At 65.2% G+C, this 19,269-nt stretch carries 13 protein-coding genes; 5 read left to right on the top strand and 8 right to left on the bottom strand.

Annotated features, from left to right (window positions below; all coding sequences use genetic code 11):
• Positions 1–326 precede the first annotated feature (326 nt).
• The 5 genes from M1L61_RS19295 to M1L61_RS19275 form a co-directional block, all read right to left on the bottom strand.
• A complete protein-coding gene (locus tag M1L61_RS19295; protein WP_019337119.1) occupies positions 327–2,624 on the bottom strand; it encodes a TonB-dependent receptor in 2,298 nt (765 codons plus the stop codon).
• 159 nt (positions 2,625–2,783) lie between these two features.
• Complete coding sequence (locus tag M1L61_RS19290) at positions 2,784–3,308, bottom strand: hypothetical protein (protein ID WP_248853954.1); 525 nt, start codon at positions 3,306–3,308, stop codon at positions 2,784–2,786.
• A 207-nt stretch (positions 3,309–3,515) separates the two neighbouring features.
• A complete protein-coding gene (gene phbB / locus M1L61_RS19285) occupies positions 3,516–4,256 on the bottom strand; it encodes an acetoacetyl-CoA reductase (RefSeq protein ID WP_248853953.1) in 741 nt (246 codons plus the stop codon).
• Between the two features lie 24 nt (positions 4,257–4,280).
• Entirely contained in the window at positions 4,281–5,609 is a 1,329-nt protein-coding gene (locus M1L61_RS19280) for a CitMHS family transporter (RefSeq protein WP_248854798.1), read from the bottom strand.
• A gap of 75 nt (positions 5,610–5,684) precedes the next feature.
• A complete protein-coding gene (locus M1L61_RS19275) occupies positions 5,685–6,824 on the bottom strand; it encodes a porin (RefSeq protein WP_248854797.1) in 1,140 nt (379 codons plus the stop codon).
• Between the two features lie 242 nt (positions 6,825–7,066).
• On the opposite strand from M1L61_RS19275, the gene M1L61_RS19270 reads away from it, so the two are divergent.
• The 4 genes from M1L61_RS19270 to M1L61_RS19255 are packed head-to-tail and all read left to right on the top strand — an operon-like array spanning position 7,067 to position 10,877.
• Positions 7,067–7,756 (top strand): response regulator transcription factor, encoded by a 690-nt coding sequence (locus tag M1L61_RS19270; RefSeq protein ID WP_019337115.1) that lies wholly within the window; start codon positions 7,067–7,069, stop codon positions 7,754–7,756.
• The gene (locus tag M1L61_RS19265) at positions 7,749–9,140 is read left to right on the top strand and encodes a sensor histidine kinase (protein WP_248854796.1); all 1,392 of its coding nucleotides are present in this window, start codon (positions 7,749–7,751) and stop codon (positions 9,138–9,140) included. The genes M1L61_RS19270 and M1L61_RS19265 overlap by 8 nt, the downstream gene beginning before the upstream one ends.
• Positions 9,137–10,192, top strand: coding sequence for an ABC transporter substrate-binding protein (locus M1L61_RS19260; RefSeq protein ID WP_010480822.1), 1,056 nt, complete (start codon positions 9,137–9,139; stop codon positions 10,190–10,192). Before M1L61_RS19265 ends, M1L61_RS19260 begins: the two co-directional genes overlap by 4 nt.
• 28 nt (positions 10,193–10,220) lie before the next feature.
• On the top strand, positions 10,221–10,877 hold the full coding sequence (locus M1L61_RS19255) for a response regulator transcription factor (protein ID WP_010480821.1): 657 nt from the start codon (positions 10,221–10,223) through the stop codon (positions 10,875–10,877).
• Positions 10,878–10,922: 45 nt separating this feature from the next.
• On the opposite strand, the gene M1L61_RS19250 is transcribed toward M1L61_RS19255, so the two are convergent.
• From M1L61_RS19250 to M1L61_RS19240, 3 genes are all read right to left on the bottom strand, one after another.
• Positions 10,923–12,281 (bottom strand): UDP-N-acetylglucosamine-transferase, encoded by a 1,359-nt coding sequence (locus M1L61_RS19250; protein ID WP_248853952.1) that lies wholly within the window; start codon positions 12,279–12,281, stop codon positions 10,923–10,925.
• A 1,247-nt stretch (positions 12,282–13,528) separates the two neighbouring features.
• Positions 13,529–16,177 (bottom strand): PAS-domain containing protein, encoded by a 2,649-nt coding sequence (locus M1L61_RS19245; protein WP_248853951.1) that lies wholly within the window; start codon positions 16,175–16,177, stop codon positions 13,529–13,531.
• Between the two features lie 66 nt (positions 16,178–16,243).
• On the bottom strand, positions 16,244–17,413 hold the full coding sequence (locus M1L61_RS19240; RefSeq protein WP_043400155.1) for a porin: 1,170 nt from the start codon (positions 17,411–17,413) through the stop codon (positions 16,244–16,246).
• Positions 17,414–17,743: 330 nt separating this feature from the next.
• Between M1L61_RS19240 and M1L61_RS19235 the strand changes: the two genes are divergently transcribed.
• Positions 17,744–19,087: a dicarboxylate/amino acid:cation symporter gene (locus M1L61_RS19235; protein ID WP_010480813.1), complete on the top strand. Its 1,344-nt coding sequence runs from the start codon at positions 17,744–17,746 to the stop codon at positions 19,085–19,087.
• Positions 19,088–19,269 lie beyond the last annotated feature (182 nt).

The raw sequence follows: 19,269 nt of genomic DNA, 5'->3' as shown, positions 1-19,269 counted from the left end.
ACGGTCCTGGCCAGGGTGCGCCACCGCCGCCAGACAGTTTCCCGCGCGGGCGGCAGCACATCACCGCGCCGAAGGGATTGCGCTTGAAAAGCTTGAATAGCAAAGAGCCGGGCAATGCCTGGCTCTTTGCTTTTTGCTCTTGCTTTCCATTGCCTCCGCGCCGGCGCAGGAAATTGTCGAGCGAGGTGGGACGGGCCGAGGCAGGACCGTGAGGCGCATGGATGCGCCGATCGAGCCTACAGGGACGTACTTGCGGCGTGTCCTGCCTCGGCTCGTCCCACCTCGCCCAGCTGCGGTACTGATGCGCCGCAGCGCCCGCTTCTGACTTAGAACTCCGCCGCCACCGTCATGAACAGCTGCCGCGGCGCGCTCGCATGGATCGCATACCGCGTGCCCTTCGGATCGGTCGGCGCGAACGAACTCAGCTGGCCGGCATAGCGCTTGTTGGTCAGGTTGGTCGCGTTCAACGACACCCGCACGTTGCGCAGGCCAAGGCCCGGGCCGAAGTCGTAGCCCGCACCGGCGTCGAAGGTGGTCACGCCCGGCACCGACTGGTCGTTGGTGTAGGTGTAGTAGCGCTTGCCGGTGTACTTGGCACGCAGGCTGGCGAAGAAGCCATCGCGGTTCCAGCTGATCTCGCTGGAGGCCATGCGCTGCGGCGTATCCACCGTGATCTTGCCGGCCACCGGCACGATCGCGCCGCCCGAGGTGTAGTCATCCTCGTAGGTGGTCTTGTTCCAGGACAGCGCGTTGTACCACTGCAGGCCGTCGATCGGCTTGAGGATGAAGGTCAGCTCCGCACCGTGGCTCTTCACCGAACCGACGTTGATGAAGCGCGTCACGCACTCCGGACGCGTGCCGACTTCGATGCTCGAGCACGGGTTCAGCGACAGCAGGCGGTTGTCGAACTTCACGTTGTAGGCGGCGATCGAGGCCTGGTACTTCTCGCCGAAGGTACGGAAGCCGGCTTCAAGGCTCTTGGACTTTTCCGGCTCCAGGCCGGCGCTGGCCGCGAACGATTCCGGCGACACCTGCAACGGGCCACCGCTGCCGCCACCGACGAAGGCGGCGATGTTCTCTGCGTACGAGGCGAACAGCTCGTTGTTGGCGTTGAGCTTGAAGCCCAGGCCCACCTGCGGCAGCACCGACTTCTTGGCGGTCAGCGTGCCCGAGGCGATGCGGGTTTCCACGCCCGGCTGGGCGGTGGCGCGCATGCGGGTGTTCGGGCTCTTGATACCGACATCCACGGTCAGGCGCTGGTCCAGGAAGCGCATGCGGTCCTGCACGTAGAACTGGCGCGTGCGGATGTCGAAGTCCTGGTTGAACAGCAGGCGGTCCGGGTTCTTCAGGTACAGGTCGTCCAGGAACGGGCCGCTGATGTAGTAGAAGTTGCGCGACACGTTATGGTCGTTCTGCTCGTACCACAGGCCGGCTTCCAGTTCGTGGATGCCCACCGTCCACGACAGCGCGGCGGTCAGGCCATCGCGGTTGATCGTGTAGTTGGTGCTGCGGATCGAGATCGGCAGCATCTTGTCGGTACCCGGGTAGGACGGCTGGCCCGGTGCCCACCAGTGGCCCTGGCCACGGTTGTCGTGGTGGTAGGCCAGCAGCTTCAGGCGGCCCTGCTCGCCCAGGCGCAGGTCGGCATCGACCGAATAGAGGTTGTCGTCGCGCAGCGCGCGGCTTTGGTAGTAGGCATCGTCGATGCTGTTGACGCCGCCGCTGAACTTGCAGCGTGCCTTGTTGTAGGTGCCCGGTGCGCAGTACGCGGCAGCGACAGCGCGATCCCAGTCCGGCGCATAGATGTTCCAGTCGTAGCCCAGGCCACGTGCCAGCATGTCCTTGGACAGGTAGGCGTAGTTGGCCTGGCTGGCGCGCGAGGTCGCCACGAACGCACCGAAGCGGTGGTCGCCGACGTTCCACACGGCCTTGGCGTTGAACTGGCGGGTGGTCTGGTTCTGGTACGGCGCGGCCCACATGTCCTGGTCCTGGTGCACGCCGGACACGTAGGCCGAGAAACCATTGATGTCGCCTGTATCCACGCGCAGGTAGCCGCGACGCTGGTTGTTGTCACCTACGGTGACGCTGGCGCGTCCACCGAATTCGGTGGACGGGTCCATCGAGAAGTACTGGATGGTGCCGCCCAGGTTGCTCGTCGACGCCACGCCCAGCGAGCCGATGCCCTGCGACAACTCTGCGCCGGCCAGGTTCTCGGCGATGATCGCGCGGGCAATGCTCAGGCCGTTGTAGTTGCCGTAGCTGTTGTCACCCAGCGGGATGCCGTCCAGCGTATAGCCGAGGCGGCTCTTGTCGAAGCCGCGCAGGCTGATGGTCTGCGATTCTTCGTTGGCACCGAAGGCGTCGTTGGACTGCACCGACACGCCCGGCAGGCGGTCGAGGATCTTCTGGCCGCTGGTGCCCGGCGGCAGCACCTGCTTGTCGACGGTGGTGATGCGCTGCACCTGGCGGGTCTCGCCCTGGCCGATCACGGAGACGGTATCCAGCGTCTGCGCGCTCAGCGCGGCATCGGTGCTGGCGCCGGTATCGGCGGCGGTGGCGGCATGGGCGCTGGCGGCGGCGGAGAGCGCGATCGCCACGGCGATCGTCAGGTGTCGGGTCTGCATGGTGGTCCGTTGCATTGGGGGTGGTCACCGGCACGCGTGCCGGTGCATGGCCACTATGCGAACGGAACATGAAACCTTCTTTACGAAAAACCAACGAACGATGCAGGGCAGTGGTGCGTGTCCTGCAACATGTTCGTCATGGTGGTAGGCCGGTGGGAATCAGAAGCGCTCCCCAGGCCAGCTCAATTTGAGCTGGTCCATGCAGTCACGGTCATGTTCGGAGAATGAGAACCCGATCTGGATGCCGTTCACTACTGTGCCGAACACCGTCGACTCGTCCAGGCTATGCCCTGACGCCACGGAAAGGACATTGAAGTCGGGGTAGCGACGACCCATCTGCTTTCGCGAGATGCAGGCGCCGCTCAGCCGCAGCGTAATGCCTTTGATGATTCGCCCCGACGCGTCGGTGTAGATCTGGCCAGAGGGCCCCTTGATCCTCCCAGCGACCACGAATGGCGCCAGATCGATGGTGGCGCTGTCGCCCCGGCCCATTCTTGCTTCCGAACGCGAGCCGGCCGGAGCCAGGGGTGATAGCTGCGCGACAAGGTCAGAGCGTGACAGCTGCAAGGACCAGCGCTCCACGAGCCGCCAGGTTGCATCCGCCTCATCCGCAGTGGCAGCAGGTGGGGTGGCCGCCAGTGGCGGGGTGGCGACCACGAGAAGCGCAATCAGCAATGCACGCATGCCAACCTCCTTGATCCGCGATTCCGGCCGTTCATCCATCGGGCTCGGCGAGCGTTGGCAGGTATAGCACCGGTTCTGCCGATGTATCGGGCAATACGTCCCGAAAATGCAGAAACAAAAAGGGGCCGGATCCCCCTCGCAAGCGAAGGTTCACCGGCCCCGCGCACTCCGTGGGGGAGGCGGTCCACGCCTTGCGTGGAGACGGGCTCAACCCATGAACAGACCGCCGTTGACCGGATAGTCGGCACCGGTCACATACGAGGCTTCATCCGAGGCCAGCCAGGCGCACAGGCCGGCCACTTCCTCGGGGCGGCCCAGGCGACGCACCGGTACCGACGCCGCCAGCCGGTCCAGCACATCCGGCGGGAAGCTGCTGATCGCCTGGCTGGCGATGTAGCCCGGCGACAGCGTGTTGACGGTGACGCCGCGCGAGGCCACTTCGGCAGCCAGTGCACGGCTGAAACCGTGCATCGCGGCCTTGGCGGTGGCGTAGTTCACCTGCCCGATCTGGCCCTTGTGGGCGCTGACCGAACCGATGTTGATGATGCGGCCCCAGCCACGCGTGGCCATGCCGTCCACCACCTGCTTGGTGAGGTTGAACAGCGCATTGAGGTTGGAGGCGATCACCGCGTTCCAGTCTTCCACCGTCATCTGCCGGAACAGCAGATCACGGCTGCCGCCGGAGTTGTTGACCAGCACATCGACCTCGCCCACTTCCGCTCGCACCTTGGCGAACGCGGCGCTGGTTGAAGCCCAGTCGGTGGCGTTGCCTTCCGAGGCGATGAAATCGAAGCCCTGTTCGCGCTGCTCGCGCAGCCAGTTGGCCTTGCGCGGCGAGTTCGGCGCGCAACCGGCGACCACGGTGTGGCCACTGCGGGCCAGGCTCTGGCAGATGGCAGTGCCGACACTGCCCATTCCACTGGTGACGTAAGCGATTCGAAGCGTCATTGCAGAAGGCTCCTTGGCAAAGGGTCAGGCGGCGAGGGGATACAGGCCGAACAGCAGGCTGCCGATCATCAGCAGCATCGAGATGGCGATGGCCCACTTCAGGGTGAACTTCTGGTGGTCGGCGAACTCGACCTTGGCCAGGCCCACCAGCAGGTAGGTGGAGGGCACCAGCGGGCTGAGCAGGTGCACCGGCTGGCCGGCCAGCGAGGCGCGCGCCATTTCCACCGGGGTGATGCCGTAGTTGCTGGCCGCCTCGGACAGGATCGGCAGCACGCCGAAGTAGAACGCGTCGTTGGACATGAAGAAGGTGAACGGCATCGACGCCACCGCCGTGATCACCGCCAGGTACGGGCCCCACGACTCCGGAATCACCGCCAGGAAGCTGTGCGACATCGCTTCGACCATGCCGGTGTTGTTGAGGATGCCGGTGAAGATGCCCGCGGCGAAGATCAGCGACACCACCGACAGCACGTTGCCGGCGTGGTTGACCACACGGCGGCGCTGCTCGGCCAGGTTCGGGTAGTTGATCACCAGGGCGATGGCGAAGCCGACCATGAACAGCACCGGCATCGGCAGCACGCCGATGATCAGCGCGGTCATCAGCGCCACGGTCAGTGCCAGGTTCACCCACAGCAGCTTCGGCCGCTTGATGTCTTCGGCATCTTCCACGGTCGGCAGCGCGTTGCTGTCGTCGGACACGCTGTTGTCCATCCAGCTGCCGCCCTTGGGCAGGGTCACAACACCCAGGCGACGGCGTTCCTTCAGGCCCAGGTACCAGGCCAGCAGCAGCACGCCGGCGCAGGCGATCACCATCGACGGGATCAGCGGCACGAACACATCGGCCGGGTCCACGTGCAGCGCGGTGGCCGCGCGTGCGGTCGGGCCGCCCCACGGGGTCAGGTTCATCACGCCGCCGGCCAGGATGGTCACGCAGGTCATGTTCAGCGCGTTCATGCCGAGACGCTGGTACAGCGGCAGCATCGCCGAGACGGTGATCATGTAGGTGGTCGAGCCATCGCCATCAAGCGAGATCAGCATCGCCAGCACCGCGGTGCCGAGCACGATCTTCATCGGATCGCCCTTGACGAAGCGCAGGATCACCCGCACCAGCGGGTCGAACAGGCCGGCATCGATCATCACCCCGAAGTAGAGGATCGCGAACATCAGCATCACGCCGGTCGGTGCGATCTTCTTGATGCCTTCCAGCATCATCTCGTCGATGTCGGCGCCGAAGCCGCCGATCAGCGCGAACAGGATGGGAATGGTGATCAGGGCGACGAGCGGCGACAGGCGTTTGCTCATGATCAAGTACATGAACGTAATGACCATGCCAAAGCCGAGGATGCTCAGCATCATCTGCGGACTCCTTGCGAATACAGGACGTGGGGGAGTGGAAGGGGCCCGGGCGGCATACCCGGGAATTCGGGCTTAGAAGTCGTACTGCAGGCGTCCGGTGACCGCGCGCGTGCGGTCCACCGTCACCCCGGCCAAGCGGTCGCGGTTGCGGCTTTCGATCACGTTGAGCATGAAGCGCAGGTTGTCGCGCAGGTACCAGTTGCCACCCAGCGTCCAGGCTTCGGTGCTGCCACGGCGCAGGTCCGGCGCACCATCGAGATGCTGCGCACCCCACATCTGGTCGTAGCGCAGCGCTACTTCGAAGGCACCGGCCTTGTGGCGGATGTCCTTCACCCGCGCGAAGCGGCCGGTCTTGCGGTCGTAGGCGCGGCTTTCGCCGGTGACGAACCAGCTGACCATGCCGTAGGCGGCCATCACGTCGCCACGCTGCGCACCGTCATCGAAGGTGGCGCCACTGAACTCGCCCTGCCACGACAGCGGGCCGCGCACCTGCGCGTATTCCAGCGACCACTTGTTGACGTCGGTATCGCGGCCGGCGGAGAAGTCGACCAGGGTCAGGCGGCTTTCATCGGACAGGTGGCCGGCCGGGCGTGGTCGGATCTTCAGGCCCGGAACGCCGTTCGCGCCGGGGTTGTCATAGGCCTCGCGGGCCAGCGACAGGCCCAGGTGCAGCACGTCGCCATCGGCGGGCGAGGGCGCCCAGGTGACACGGCCACCGGCAGCACGCCCCTTCACCTGCCAGGCGTCGATGCTTTCCAGGCTGTAGATGCTGGCGGCCCAGGTGAAGTCACCCGGATTGGCCTGCCACGACGCGCCCAGGCGGTACAGCGGCGCCAGCGTGGTGCCGGCATTGCCGCGCTCCAGGAAGCTGCCGTAGTTGGAGCTGGTGCGGTCATCCAGCGAGAAGTACTGCTTGAACTGGCCGACGGTCAGCTTGCCGGCCTTGCCGAAGCTGCGCGCCAGGTACACGTCCTTGGCCTCGACGCGGTCGCCGGAGACATCGGCCTCCAGCTTGTAGTCGACCACGAAGAACTTGCCGGATACGTCAACCCACGCGCGGCGGATTTCGGTGTCGTCCTTGTTCGGGGTGCCGCGGTTGTCGTTGTCGAAGGTAGCGAAGTCCAGATGCAGGCGGCCACCCAGGGTGGCGGTGACCGGACGGTCGTCTTCGGCAGCGAAGGCCGGCGCCGATAGGACAGCCAGCGCCATCATGGCGGCAGGACGCCGCCAGGCAAACGTGAATTCCACAAACCCTCCCAGGTGCGCGCCAGGCGCGCGGCAATCGTGGGCACCGGACGGTGCGCGGCCGCAGTCTGGGTCGGGCAAGCTGTCATGGTCCTGTCAACGGATTGTGCGGTGCAGCGTAAAGCGGCTCGCTGCTGCTTCCTGGCAGGGCCCGGCGAGCGCGGCAGCGGCATGCGGTAGCATTCGTTTCCCCTCCCACCCTCGTGCCCATGCGCCTGCTGCTGGTAGAAGACAACCCGGATCTGGCCGATGCGATCATCCGCCGCATGCGCCGCAGTGGGCACGCCGTGGACTGGCAGGCCGATGGCCTGGCCGCCGCCAGCGTGCTGCGCTACCAGAGCTTCGACCTGGTGGTGCTGGACATCGGCCTGCCCAAGCTCGATGGCCTGCGCGTGCTGGCCGGCATGCGCGAGCGTGGCGACAGCACGCCGGTGCTGATGCTGACCGCACGCGATGGCATCGAAGACCGCGTGCAGGCGCTGGATGTCGGCGCCGACGACTACCTGGGCAAGCCGTTCGATTTCCGCGAATTCGAAGCGCGCTGCCGCGTGCTGCTGCGTCGTGCACGAGGCCAGGCCAGCGAAGTGGTGCAGATCGGCGGCTTCCAGTTCGATAATGCCGCGCATCGGGTCAGTCTCGACGGCGAGCCTATCGAGCTACCCAACCGCGAGTACCGGCTGCTGGAGATTCTGGTCGGCCGCCTCGGTCAGGTGGTCGGCAAGGACGAGATCGGCAACGGCCTGTTCGGCTTCGACGACGAAGCCGGCCCGAATGCGATCGAGCTGTACGTCGGTCGCCTGCGGAGAAAGCTGGCCGGCGCACCGCTGCGCATCACCACGGTGCGCGGTGTCGGCTACCTGCTGGAAGCCAGCGATGGCAGCGCCGACGCCGATGGCTGACGCACGCGCTGCGAACGCGGCGCCAGGTTCGCTGCGGCGAACGCTGCTGCTCTACCTCGGTGCGCTGCTGGCGGTGTTCGCGGTGGCGCTGCTGTTCGCCGCGCGCGACTATGGCCAGCGCGCGGCAAACCGTTCCTACGATCACCTGCTGGTGTCTTCGGCGCTGTCCATCGCCGATTCGGTGGCGCTGGTCGACGGCCAGTGGCAGGTCGATCTTCCCTATGCGGCGCTGGACCTGCTGGCGATGGCCCCGGAAGACCGCGTGTTCTATCGGGTGGCCGACAGCCGCGGCAACCTGATCACAGGTTATGGCGATCTGCCGTCTCCGCCGCGCCGTCCGGGCACGCAGCCGCAGCTGTTTGATGCGGCGTACAGCGGCGAGACCGTACGCTTCGTAGTGGTCGGCCGCAGTTTCGCCGCGGCCTCGGCGCAGGGCGAGGTGCAGGTGCAGGTGGGCCAGACCCGGCGTGCGCGCGAAGCCGTCGCGCAGGACATGGTCAATCGCGCACTGCTGGCGATCGGCGTGCTGTCCGGCCTGCTGCTGGCGCTGGTGGCGTTTGGCGTGCACCGCGCGTTCCGCCCACTGGTGCGGGTGGAACGCGAGCTGTCGCGCCGCGAACCGTCCGACCTGAAGCCCCTCGACGCGCGCGTGCCGCGCGAGATGGACCAGATGGTGGCGGCGTTGAACCGCTTCATGGAACGCCTGTCCAGCAGCAACGAGACACTGCGCGCATTCATGGCCGAGGCCGCGCACCAGATGCGCACGCCGTTGGCCGCGCTGCGTGCGCAGGCGCAGCTTGCGCTGGACGACGACGACCCCGAAGACATGCGGCGCAGCCTGCTGGCGATCGAACGCAATGCCACCCACATGAGCCGGTTGCTGAACCAGCTGCTCAGCGATGCCAGCGTGATCCATCGCTCGCACCTGCAGCGCTTTGCGGCGGTGGACCTGGCCGAGACCGTCCACCAGGCCCTGCATGAAGCCCTGCCGCAGGCCGGCCCGGCACCGCGCGTGCAACTTGCGATGACCGCCGAGCCGGTGCAGGTGCACGGCGACGCGCTGCTGCTGCGCGAGGCGATCAAGAACCTGGTCGACAACGCATTGAAGTACGGCGGCGAGGGCCCGTTGCAGATCGCGCTGACCGTGGAAGGCGGTCAGGCGGTGCTGACCATTGCCGACCATGGCGCAGGCATCGCCCCCGCTGATGCCGAACGCGTGTTCGAGCGCTTCGCCCGTGGCGAAAGCGCGCCGTCCGGCGGCGCCGGGCTGGGCCTGGCCATCGTCAAGCGCGTGGTCGACAGCCATGGCGGCCGCATCGACCTCAGCAACCGCCCGCAGGGCGGGCTGATCGCCACCATCCGCCTGCCACGGAGCAGTCCATGATCCGCCTGTTCGCTGCTGCCGTTGCCTTGCTGCTGGCCCTGCCGGTACTGGCCGCGCCCGGCGACGTACGCCGTTTCCCGGCCCAGGCAAAGGCCACTGCGCAGCTGCGCATTCACGGCACCACCGACATCGAAGTGTTCGCGGTGGTGATCGCCGATTACCAGCGCCTGCATCCCGGCACCGAGGTGGTGTACGAGGACATCATCACCCAGGACCTGTACGCGCGTTACCTGCACGACCGCGGCGGGCCGGCATCGCCGGACCTGCTGATCTCCAGCGGCATGGATCTGCAGACCAAGCTGGTCAACGATGGCCACGCGCTGCCACACCGTTCGGCGCAGACCGCTGCACTGCCGGCCTGGGCACAGTGGCGCAACGAGGCCTTCGGCATCAGCTACGAGCCGGTGGTGATGGTCTACAACACCCGCATGCTGCCGGCCGCGAAGGTGCCGCACACGCGTCGGCAGCTGCTGGACCGGCTGCGCGCCGAGGGAGCTCCGCTGCGCGGCAGGGTCGGCACCTATGACATCGAGCGCAGCAGCGTCGGCTACCTGCTGTCTACCCAGGATGCGCAGCGTGGCAGCATCGCCGGTGCGTTGCTGGGCGCGCTGGGCGACAACGACGTGGTGCGCGAGGAGCGCACCGGCGTGCTGCTGGACAAGGTGGCCAGCGGACAGCTGTCGCTGGTCTACAACGTGCTCGGCTCCTACGCGCAGGCGCGCGTTGATGCCGGCGCGCCGCTGGGCATTGTGGAGCCCGAGGACTACACGCTGGTGGTGCTGCGCACCGCAGTGATTCCGCGCACCGGCCCGCACCCGGAAGAAGCCCGGCGCTTCCTCGACTACCTGCTGTCGCCACGCGGCCAGCAGGTGCTGTCGCGCGAGGCACGGCTGATGCCGATCGTGACCGGCAACGCGCGCGGCGATGATGCGCCGGGCCGCAGCCGCCGCCCGATCCAGCTGGGTCCGGGCCTGCTGGTGTATCTGGACGCGCTCAAGCGCCGCCAGTTCCTCGATGCCTGGCGCAGCAGCGTGGAGCCGGCAGGGCGCTGAGGCTCCGGCCTGCCCGTACAATGGCCGCATGAGCGAATACACCATCCTGATCGCCGATGACCACCCGCTGCTGCGTTCGGCGGTGGTGCAGTCATTGCGGCAGAGCCTGCCGCTGGCGCAGGTGCGCGAGGTCGCCAGCGCCGAGGCATTGGCCGAAGCACTCGACGCACACCCGGATGTGGACCTGGTGCTGCTCGACCTGACCATGCCAGGCGCGCACGGTTTTTCCGCGCTGCTGCACGTGCGTGGCTCGCATCCGGACATCCCGGTGGTGATCCTCTCGTCCAACGACCATCCGCGGGTGATCCGCCGTGCCCAGCAGTTCGGCGCGGCCGGGTTCATCCCGAAGTCGGCCCCGGCCGAGACCATCGGCGAGGCCGTGCAGGCGGTGCTCGATGGTGGCCTGTGGTTCCCGGCGATGGCCGCCGAGCGTTCGGAGGCCGATGCACTGCTGGCCAGCCGCCTGGCGCAGCTGACCCCGCAGCAGTTCCGCGTGCTGCTGTGCCTGGCCGATGGCCTGCTCAACAAGCAGATCGCCTACGAGCTGGGTCTGGCCGAGAACACGGTGAAGGTGCACGTCACTGCAATCCTGAAGAAGCTCGAATGCCATAGCCGCACACAGGCCGCGGTGCTGGTGAAGGCGCTGGAGCCGGAAGGCGACCCGCGGGCAGGGATGGATGGATGACCAACGCAGGGCGTTCAGACAGGGATCTTCCGTCTGGCGCTGTCGTCAGACAAGGACCTCTTCAACGAAGATCGAAAGCTGATGGTCCGTCAGCGCATCGCCGCTGCGCACGTGTACCGAATAGCGGACCGGCAGTTGGTCCAGCGGTACCCTGAGTGTGTCGACATACTGGACTTGGCCTTCTCTTGAGAGAAATTTCAGTTCGGACTTGGACAACTCGCGGGTTGACTGCCTCGCGCCATCCGACGAGTAGGAAGAGACAAGCACCGAGGCCGGAAATGAAGGGCAGCGAGTGGTGCAGGAAATGTGGACTCGCATTGAGCGGAAGTATACGAGACTCCGCTTCCATTCATTCTCTTCAAAGGTCTCTGACAAGAGGACTGGTTCTTGCACAGTAAGTGACTGCTTGTGAACTGCTCGGAGTCGAAAGTTGATCCCCGTGTGTCGCTCGTATTGACGCAGTGTGCGCTGTGAGCCCAGTCCATAAACTCCAAAGTCTTCCATCTCAGATCCCGTAGGAAGGCCGACCAGAGCGAGTGTCTTTCGTAGCGCCGCGCTGGAACGATCTTCGAGTGTCATGGAGGTGGCGGAGTTGGCTGCTGGCGGTTCTGACTGGTCGTCCCACACCTTTCGGGCATGGTTGTCGTACTGATGCCACAGCAGGGGCGCATATGGATGATAGAAATCATATCCCTTCGTGAACGCCCGTATGGATGTTGCGATTTCTTCCGTGCAGAAGAAATGGTCGGGATCGCTCATTACTTCCTGTGTGAAGGCCCCATCCGAGAAGATGAATCCTCCGGCTACGAACTTCGCCTTGAATGCAATCTCACCATGAACGGGTGCGGGGAGACGGACAGATCGAAATCTGACGACTCCGGTTGGTGAGAACGAGTCGAAGATGATCGCAGCGGTGTACTCCTGCCTCCCCGAAGGATAGGTGTCAGGATCGAAGCTGGGGGGGTATCCTGTTAGAAGTGGCCTTGATGAGCGTACCCTCAGAAGTTCGAGTAGGCTCTTCATCTTGAAGTCCCATTCAGCTGAAAAGCGGTGGTGCGAGTCGATCTGAAGGTTGTAGTGCTCACCCCGGTAGCGCCGCTGGGCTAGGTTTCTGGCCCAGCCGCATTCCTTGGAGTGAATGTAATCAATGTCGATCAACTCGATGTTTGCACCATGTATCCGTAAGAAGTGGACTGTCGCGCCTTCTTCGCTCGCTGTATGGGTCAATTCAAATCCGTTCGCTTCGAAGGACTGGATGTCCTGTTCGGCTCCGTGTTGCCAGCAGATGACAATGCGCAGCAGGAATGGCGACTTGGCATTTTCTATCATGTCCTTCAACGTGGGTAACAGCTGAGGATCTCGATAGCTTGGTATCTGTACAAAGATGGTTCTTTCCAGATTCATCAGGGGGCGAGCTCCTTGTGGCCTTACGCACTGGAAGGCTTCAGCCTGGTTGAAGGATTAATTGCCGCTGATCGAATTCATCGCTGGGTCTGTGGAGAATATGAATCTGTTCTCGTACCCTGCGCCGAGATTCTCAGATGTTTCGGCATAGCTGTAGGTGGGAGAGGATGTGTCTGATGCAAGTCTTTGACCCCAGGCCTCATGGTCTGCATTGCTTTTGGCTTGAGCGATGCCGATGCAGATGCTAAGGCCGCATGACAGGCGCTCAAGTAGAGCGTCATCACCCATTGCGCGGGTTATTGAGGATCGATAGTGCTTGGCTAGATCCTGTGCTTCGGTGCTGGAAGCAGCGTCCACGGTCAAGCGGTCGATCGCGTCTGAAGTGCTTCTGCCGGAGCGTAGGAGCTCCTCGGACACTTGGCTTGAGATTCCACACTCGAATATGAGTGCGGATTCTGACTGAAGATGCTCGATTGATGATGCTGCGCGATGTAAGGTCGTTGCCGAGTTGTCTGTTTCTGGTCGCGTAGCCAGTGGCTGTGTGTTGAGATTGCTCGATCTAGCTTGATCGATTTTTGTGTCTGCCTCGGTTTTGTCAAGGTTGGTGTTGGCATTTGACGCTCTGTGCTCGGTACATCCTGTGCAGCACATGCATAGCAGTACTGCGGTGATCAGACATGAGAGTTGCATGATGGAGCTGGGTGCAGGATTGGAGCTCATGGTGGATCCTCGGTCTCGGGCGGTCGCTGTCAATCAATAGGACAATCAAAAGGACCATTGCAGTCCGGTGGTCGGGTTGTCTGGAACACTGTCCTTACGCGTCCGCCACAGCAGTCGGTGACTTTCCAGGCTCCGGCAGTGTCAACATTGACGACACAGCTGTTTGTGCAGCGATATCTGACACCATTGAAGATCGTTTCACTCTCCGCATTTGCTTCGCCGGTTGCCAGTGTCAGGCCAGCTGCAAGAAAAACGCTACCAAGAGAACGCTTGTCCATTCTTCGCCTACGATGTGGTCGGCCGATCGGCCGGGAACTAGATATTCCCCACTTCGGCAGCGCCGGTCTGTCAGGGGACTGCTTGTCTTTACTCGGAGTTTGTCCCTGCCTTACGCATCTACGCCGCGCATCTCGCTCTTTTCACTCTGCGGATCTCACGTGAAGGGACGAGGGGGGGGGGGGATGGGATCAGCCGGGCGCGAACCCGCCCGTGCACTAACACGGCGACGCCCGCGTGGCCGAGCCGTCCTACCCGCGATGCCGCAACAGCATCTGCGTCATCAATGCCCGCAACGCGGGCGGCCGCACCGGCTTGAGCAGGAAGCCCCAGCCGTTCTCGGCAGCATGCGCTTTCAGTGCCTCGTCACGCTCGGCGGTCACCAGGATCACCGGCGGGCGCGCCTTCCACAGCGTGCACAGCGTTTCATACAGGTCCGGTCCGTGCCATTGCCCCATGCGCACGTCCAGCAGCAGCAACTGCGGTGCGTTCAATGCACTGGCGATTTCCAGTGCCCCCTGCGGACCGTCGGCAAGTTCCACCTGGCAACCCCAGCGCTCCAGCAGCGCACGGGTCGCCGCACAGACGTGTGGATCATCGTCGATGCTCCACACCCGGCACTTTCGCAGTGAGCTGTCGTCGGAGGGTTCGCTTGCGATGACCGGCGCTGCGGCAGGTGCGATCACATCGTCGGCGCGCCCGAGTACTACGCTCACGGCGAAGACGCTGCCCTTGCCCAGTGTAGAGCGCAGGCTGATGCGGTGGCCGAGCAGGCGGCCGATGCGTTCGACGATGGCCAGGCCCAGGCCGGCGCCACGTTCCTGTTCCACGCCGTCGTTCAGCCGGCGGAACTCCTCGAAAATCTCACCCTGCAGGCTTTCCGGAATGCCCGGGCCCTGGTCATGCACTTCGATGCGCAGTTGATCGCCTGCACGCCGGCAGCCGATCAGCACGCGCCCACGTGGGGTGTAGCGCAACGCGTTGGACAGAAAATTCTGCAGGATCCGCCGCAGCAGGGCTTCGTCGCTGACCACCACTGCGCGGGTATCCACCCAGTCAAGCTGCAGGCCACGGCTCTGGGCGGCGATGCCGAACTCGCGCGCCAGCGTCTCCAGCAGCGGAGAAAGTGCGAACGTGCGTACGCGGATCTGCAACGATCCTGATTCCAGTCGCGAGATATCCAGCAGGCTGTTGAGGATCGCGTCCTGCGCGGCCAGCGCAGCGTCGATGTGGTCGCTGGTCTGCTGCTGCGCCGGATCACTCAGTTTGCCGCGCAGTACCGAGACGAACATGCGTGCGGCGTTGAGTGGCTGCAGCAGGTCGTGCACGGCCGAGGCGACGAAGCGGGTCTTGTAGCGGTTGGCCTGTTCGGCTTCGCGGCGTGCTTCGTCCAGGTCACGGGTGCGCTCGGCGATGCGGTGCTCCAGCGCATCGGCCAGCGAACGCAGTTCGCGCGCGGCGTTCTTGTAGCTGGTGATGTCGGCATAGCTGGTGACGAAACCGCCGTCGGGCAGCGGATTGCCACGGATCTCCAGCACCGTGCCGTCGTCCTTCTCGCTTTCGCGCATGTGCGGGCGACCGCTGCGCAGGTGGTTCAGGCGGCGCTCGATGGCCTCGTCCACCGGGCCGGGACCGAGCAGGCCACGGCGTGCATTGAAACGGAACAGTTCCTCGATCGGCCGGCCGACGCGAACCAGGTCTGCCGGGAACCGGAACAGTTCCAGATAGCGCGCATTCCATGCCACCAGCCGCAGCTCGCGGTCGATCACCACCACGCCCTGCGGCAGGTGCGCCAGGCTGCGGCTGAGGCCGCTGTCAGCGTCGGTTGCGGCCTGCAGCAGGCCATCCTGTGCGGTGCGCAGTTCCTGTGCATGCTGCTTGAGCAGGGTTTCGAGTTCGCTGCGGCTGCGCAGGCGGTGTTTGGCCAGGCGCCGGCGCTGCTGCACGAACAGCACCAGGAAGCCCAGCGCCAGCCATGCGGCACCGCCGGTGAGTGCGGCCGCGCGTCCGGCAGATGTGGCTGCACTGGCATCGTGCAGCAGGTGCAGGTTCCAGCCTTCGGCGGGCAGCGGCAGGCTCTGCCACAGCATCGGCTGCGGCAACGTCGGGTCCAGCAGGCGCACCATGCGGCCGCCATCGGCCAGCACGTCTTCGGTACGCGCACGCAGGGGTTGCAATGCGCGGTCGGCGTACTGGCGGGCATCGAGCATCTCGCGGCGCTCGTCGGCGCCCAGCGGGCGCAGCAGCCGGTAGCGCCAGCTGTCACGGTTGGCCAGGAACACCACGTCGTGGTCGTCGCTGGCCAGCACCACATCGGGGCTGCTCAACCATTGCTGTTCCAGCGCGGACAACTCGACCTTGATCACCACCACGCCCAGCCGCTGGCCGTCTTCCTCGATGGCCTGCGACAGGTAGTAACCGGGCACGCCGGTGGTCATGCCGATGCCGTAGAAGCGGCCGCGGCCCTGCGCCAGTGCCTGGCGGTAGTAAGGGCGGTAGCTGTAGTTCTCGCCGACATTGGTGGTCGGCTGGTCCCAGTTGCTGGCTGCCACTGCCACGCCGTCGTGGCCCACCAGGGTCAGGGTCGAGGCGCGGGTAACTTCATTGGCGCGTTGCAGCTTGAGGTTCAGCCGCTGCCGTTCGGCAGGCGAGGGCGGTACGCGCAGGGCGTGCAGAAGATCCGGATCCAGTGCCAGCACCTGCGGCAACGTGCCGAAGCGGTCGATGCGCTGCTGCAGGCCCTGTCCATACAGCTGCAGCTGGCGTTGCACCTGGCTGCTTTCCTCGCCGAGGGCGCGCCGCCAGGCGTAGTGGCCGGCGGCGACGGCGCACAGCACGGTGCCACCGACCATCACCAGGATGGTCAGCAACAGCATGCGGTGGCGGCTGAGCCAGTACATGGCGGCAGTCTACGCAGGGCCGGCGGGCGTGGCGTGCACGCCCGCCGGGATCTGACGTGGAAGGGGTCAGAAGTGCATCTGCGCGCGCAGTTCGAAGATCTCCGGCGTGCTGTGCACGCCACGACGGCTGGCGTCGACCTTGACGTAGTTGGCCTGGAACTTGAAGTGGCTGGTCAGGTACCAGTTCGCACCCAGGGTCAGGTCGTGCTGGCGTCCGCCGAGGATGCTGCCATCGTCGAGGTCCAGGCGGCTGTAGCGGGCCACCAGTTCCACCGCGCCGTAGTCGTGCGCCGGCTTGATGTTGGCCACGGCACCTGCGTTGTACGGGCGCGATTCGCCGGTCAACACCCAGCTGGCCATCGCGTACTGGCCGCTGCCGGTGTAGTCGGGCTTGCCGTCATGACGGGTGACCGTGGCGCGCAGGGCTTCGGCCTGCAGCGAGAACGGGCCGCGGATCCAGATGCCTTCCAGGCCGGTGCGGCGGATCTGGTCGGCGGTGACCAGCGCGCCGGAATCGACATAGCGGATGTCGGTCAGGCCGGCCTCCGGGCGTGCGCGCAGGCGCGCGCTGGCCTCGTGGTGCACGTCGCGGCCATCGCTGTAGCCACGCGGATTTTCCTGCGAGTAGGCCAGGCCCAGGTGGATTACATCACCCGGCGCCTTCACCGGGGTCCACACCGCACGCACGGCCTGGGTGGTGCCGGGGTTGTCACCCTGCAGGTCCTTGCCGCCATAGGCGCCAGCCTGCAGCAGGTACTGCGGGCGCTCCAGCACCCATTCCACACCCGTGCGGCGGCCGGCGTAGAAGGCCTGCACGGGCAGTGCGGTTTCCAGGAAGCTGCCGGCGCGCGAAGACGTGTTCGCGTCCAGGCCAACCGGGGTCTTCATGTAGCCGAAGCGGAAGCGGCCGATGTCGCGGCCGAAGAAGGCCTTGCTTTCGAAGCGCACGAACACGTCCAGCCAGGTGTCGGACTGGAAGTCGTAGTAGACCATCGCGTCGTAGACGCCCTTCTTCTTCAGCGTCGCGCCGAACTCCTTGCGGCGCACGGCGTCATCGTCCTCAAGGCCGCTGCCCGAGGAAAAATCGTTGTAGTCGTAGGCGATGTTGGCGGTCGCGGCCAATTCGGTGCCGTCGCCGAAGGCGTACCTGGTCGGCCAGTTGTCGAAATCGGCAGCCGAAGCGAAGGCGGGAAGCGCGGCCAGCGACAGGGCCAGCAAGGTGGGAATCGGGCGCATTAGGTGCGGCTCTCTCAGATTGCGTGTGGACAGGACAACAACGGCCGCAAGGGCCGGAACTTTCGCAATGACGCGCCCGGCCGTTCAGCCCGGGCCACCGGCCTCCCCGTGATCGGGCGGTGCGGCGCCAGTGTAGGCATCGCGGCCACCTGAACCGGGGGGCTAGTACCAATAGGTTATCTGCGCCAGCGTGCCCGGCGCGTACAAAGGCGTCCATTGGTCGCACCCCCTGCGCGTGCAGCACAGGGCCTGCGATCAGTTTCCACGGTTACGGTTCCCGTGCAGTCCCGGGGCCGTACGTGCCTGAAAACGCCCCTTCCGGAGTCCGCCATGCACATCCCGACCGCAGCACCGGTGCCTGCAAAGCCGTTGCCGATCTATCGCCAGCTGTACTTCCAGGTGATCGTGGCGATCGTCCTGGGCGCCATCCTCGGCCACTACGAGCCGTTGATCGGCGAGAAGATGAAACCGCTCGGCGATGCCTTCATCAACCTGGTGAAGATGATCATCGCGCCGGTGATCTTCCTGACCATCGTCACCGGCATCGCCGGCATGACCCACCTGCGCACGGTGGGCCGCGTGTTCGCCAAGGCGATGGCGTACTTCCTGTTCTTCTCCACGCTGGCACTGATCGTCGGCATGATCGTGGCGCACGTGGTGCAGCCCGGTGCCGGCATGAACATCAACCCGGCCGAGCTGGATCAGACCGCGGTGCACAGCTACGTCGAGAAGTCGCATGACCTGACCCTGGTCGGCTTCCTGATGGACATCATCCCGAAGACGCTGCTCAGCGCGTTCGTCGATGGCAACATCCTGCAGGTGCTGTTCGTGGCCGTGCTGTTCGGCATCGCGCTGGCATCGGTGGGCGAGAAGGGCAAGCCGATCGTGAACTTCCTGGAGGCGCTGGTCGCCCCGGTGTTCAAGCTGGTGCACATCCTGATGAAGGCCGCCCCGATCGGTGCCTTCGGCGCAATCGCCTTCACCATCGGCAAGTACGGCGTCGGCTCGCTGATCAACCTGGCCTGGCTGGTGGGCTCGTTCTACCTCACCGCGTTCCTGTTCGTGGCGGTGATCCTGGGCCTGGTCTGCCGCCTGTGTGGCTTCTCGGTGTTCAAGCTTGCGCGTTACCTGAAGGCCGAACTGCTGCTGGTGCTGGGTACCTCCTCGTCGGAGTCGGCGCTGCCGTCGCTGATGGAAAAGATGGAACGCGCCGGGTGCAGCAAGTCGGTGGTGGGCCTGGTGGTCCCGACCGGCTATTCGTTCAACCTGGACGGAACCAACATCTACATGACCCTGGCCGCGCTGTTCATCGCCCAGGCCACCAACACCGAACTGACCCTGGGCCACCAGATCGCCCTGCTGCTGGTCGCCATGCTCAGCTCCAAGGGCGCGGCCGGCGTCACCGGTGCCGGCTTCATCACCCTGGCCGCGACCCTGGCGGTGGTGCCGGAAGTGCCGGTGGCCGGCATGGCGCTGATCCTGGGCGTGGACCGCTTCATGAGCGAATGCCGCTCGCTGACCAACTTCATCGGCAATGCCGTGGCCACGGTAGTGGTCTCGCGCTGGGAGGGTGCGCTGGACCGCAACCGCCTGCAGCTGGCGCTGGATGGCCGCGAAAGCGAACTGCCGCCGCTGATCGATGCCGTGCCCGAGGCGCTGCCGGCCAGGGGCTGATCCAGGTGTGTGGTACCGCGGGGCCGATCACGACAGTGGTACGGCCCCGCGGCGTTTCAGGGCGTCCCATGGCTGTCATGGCAGACGCCGAAGCTGGTATCCCGGTACCGTCGCATACGGCACGGAATTGTGCGGTCGCAGCATGCCTGCGACAGGATAGCGACAGGTCCAGACGCTCCAAC

Source organism: Stenotrophomonas sp. NY11291, from assembly GCF_023277365.1.
Taxonomy (GTDB): domain Bacteria; phylum Pseudomonadota; class Gammaproteobacteria; order Xanthomonadales; family Xanthomonadaceae; genus Stenotrophomonas; species Stenotrophomonas geniculata.
The sequence above is the reverse complement of the archived record's forward strand: the minus strand, read 5'-3'. Positions and strand labels throughout refer to the sequence as shown.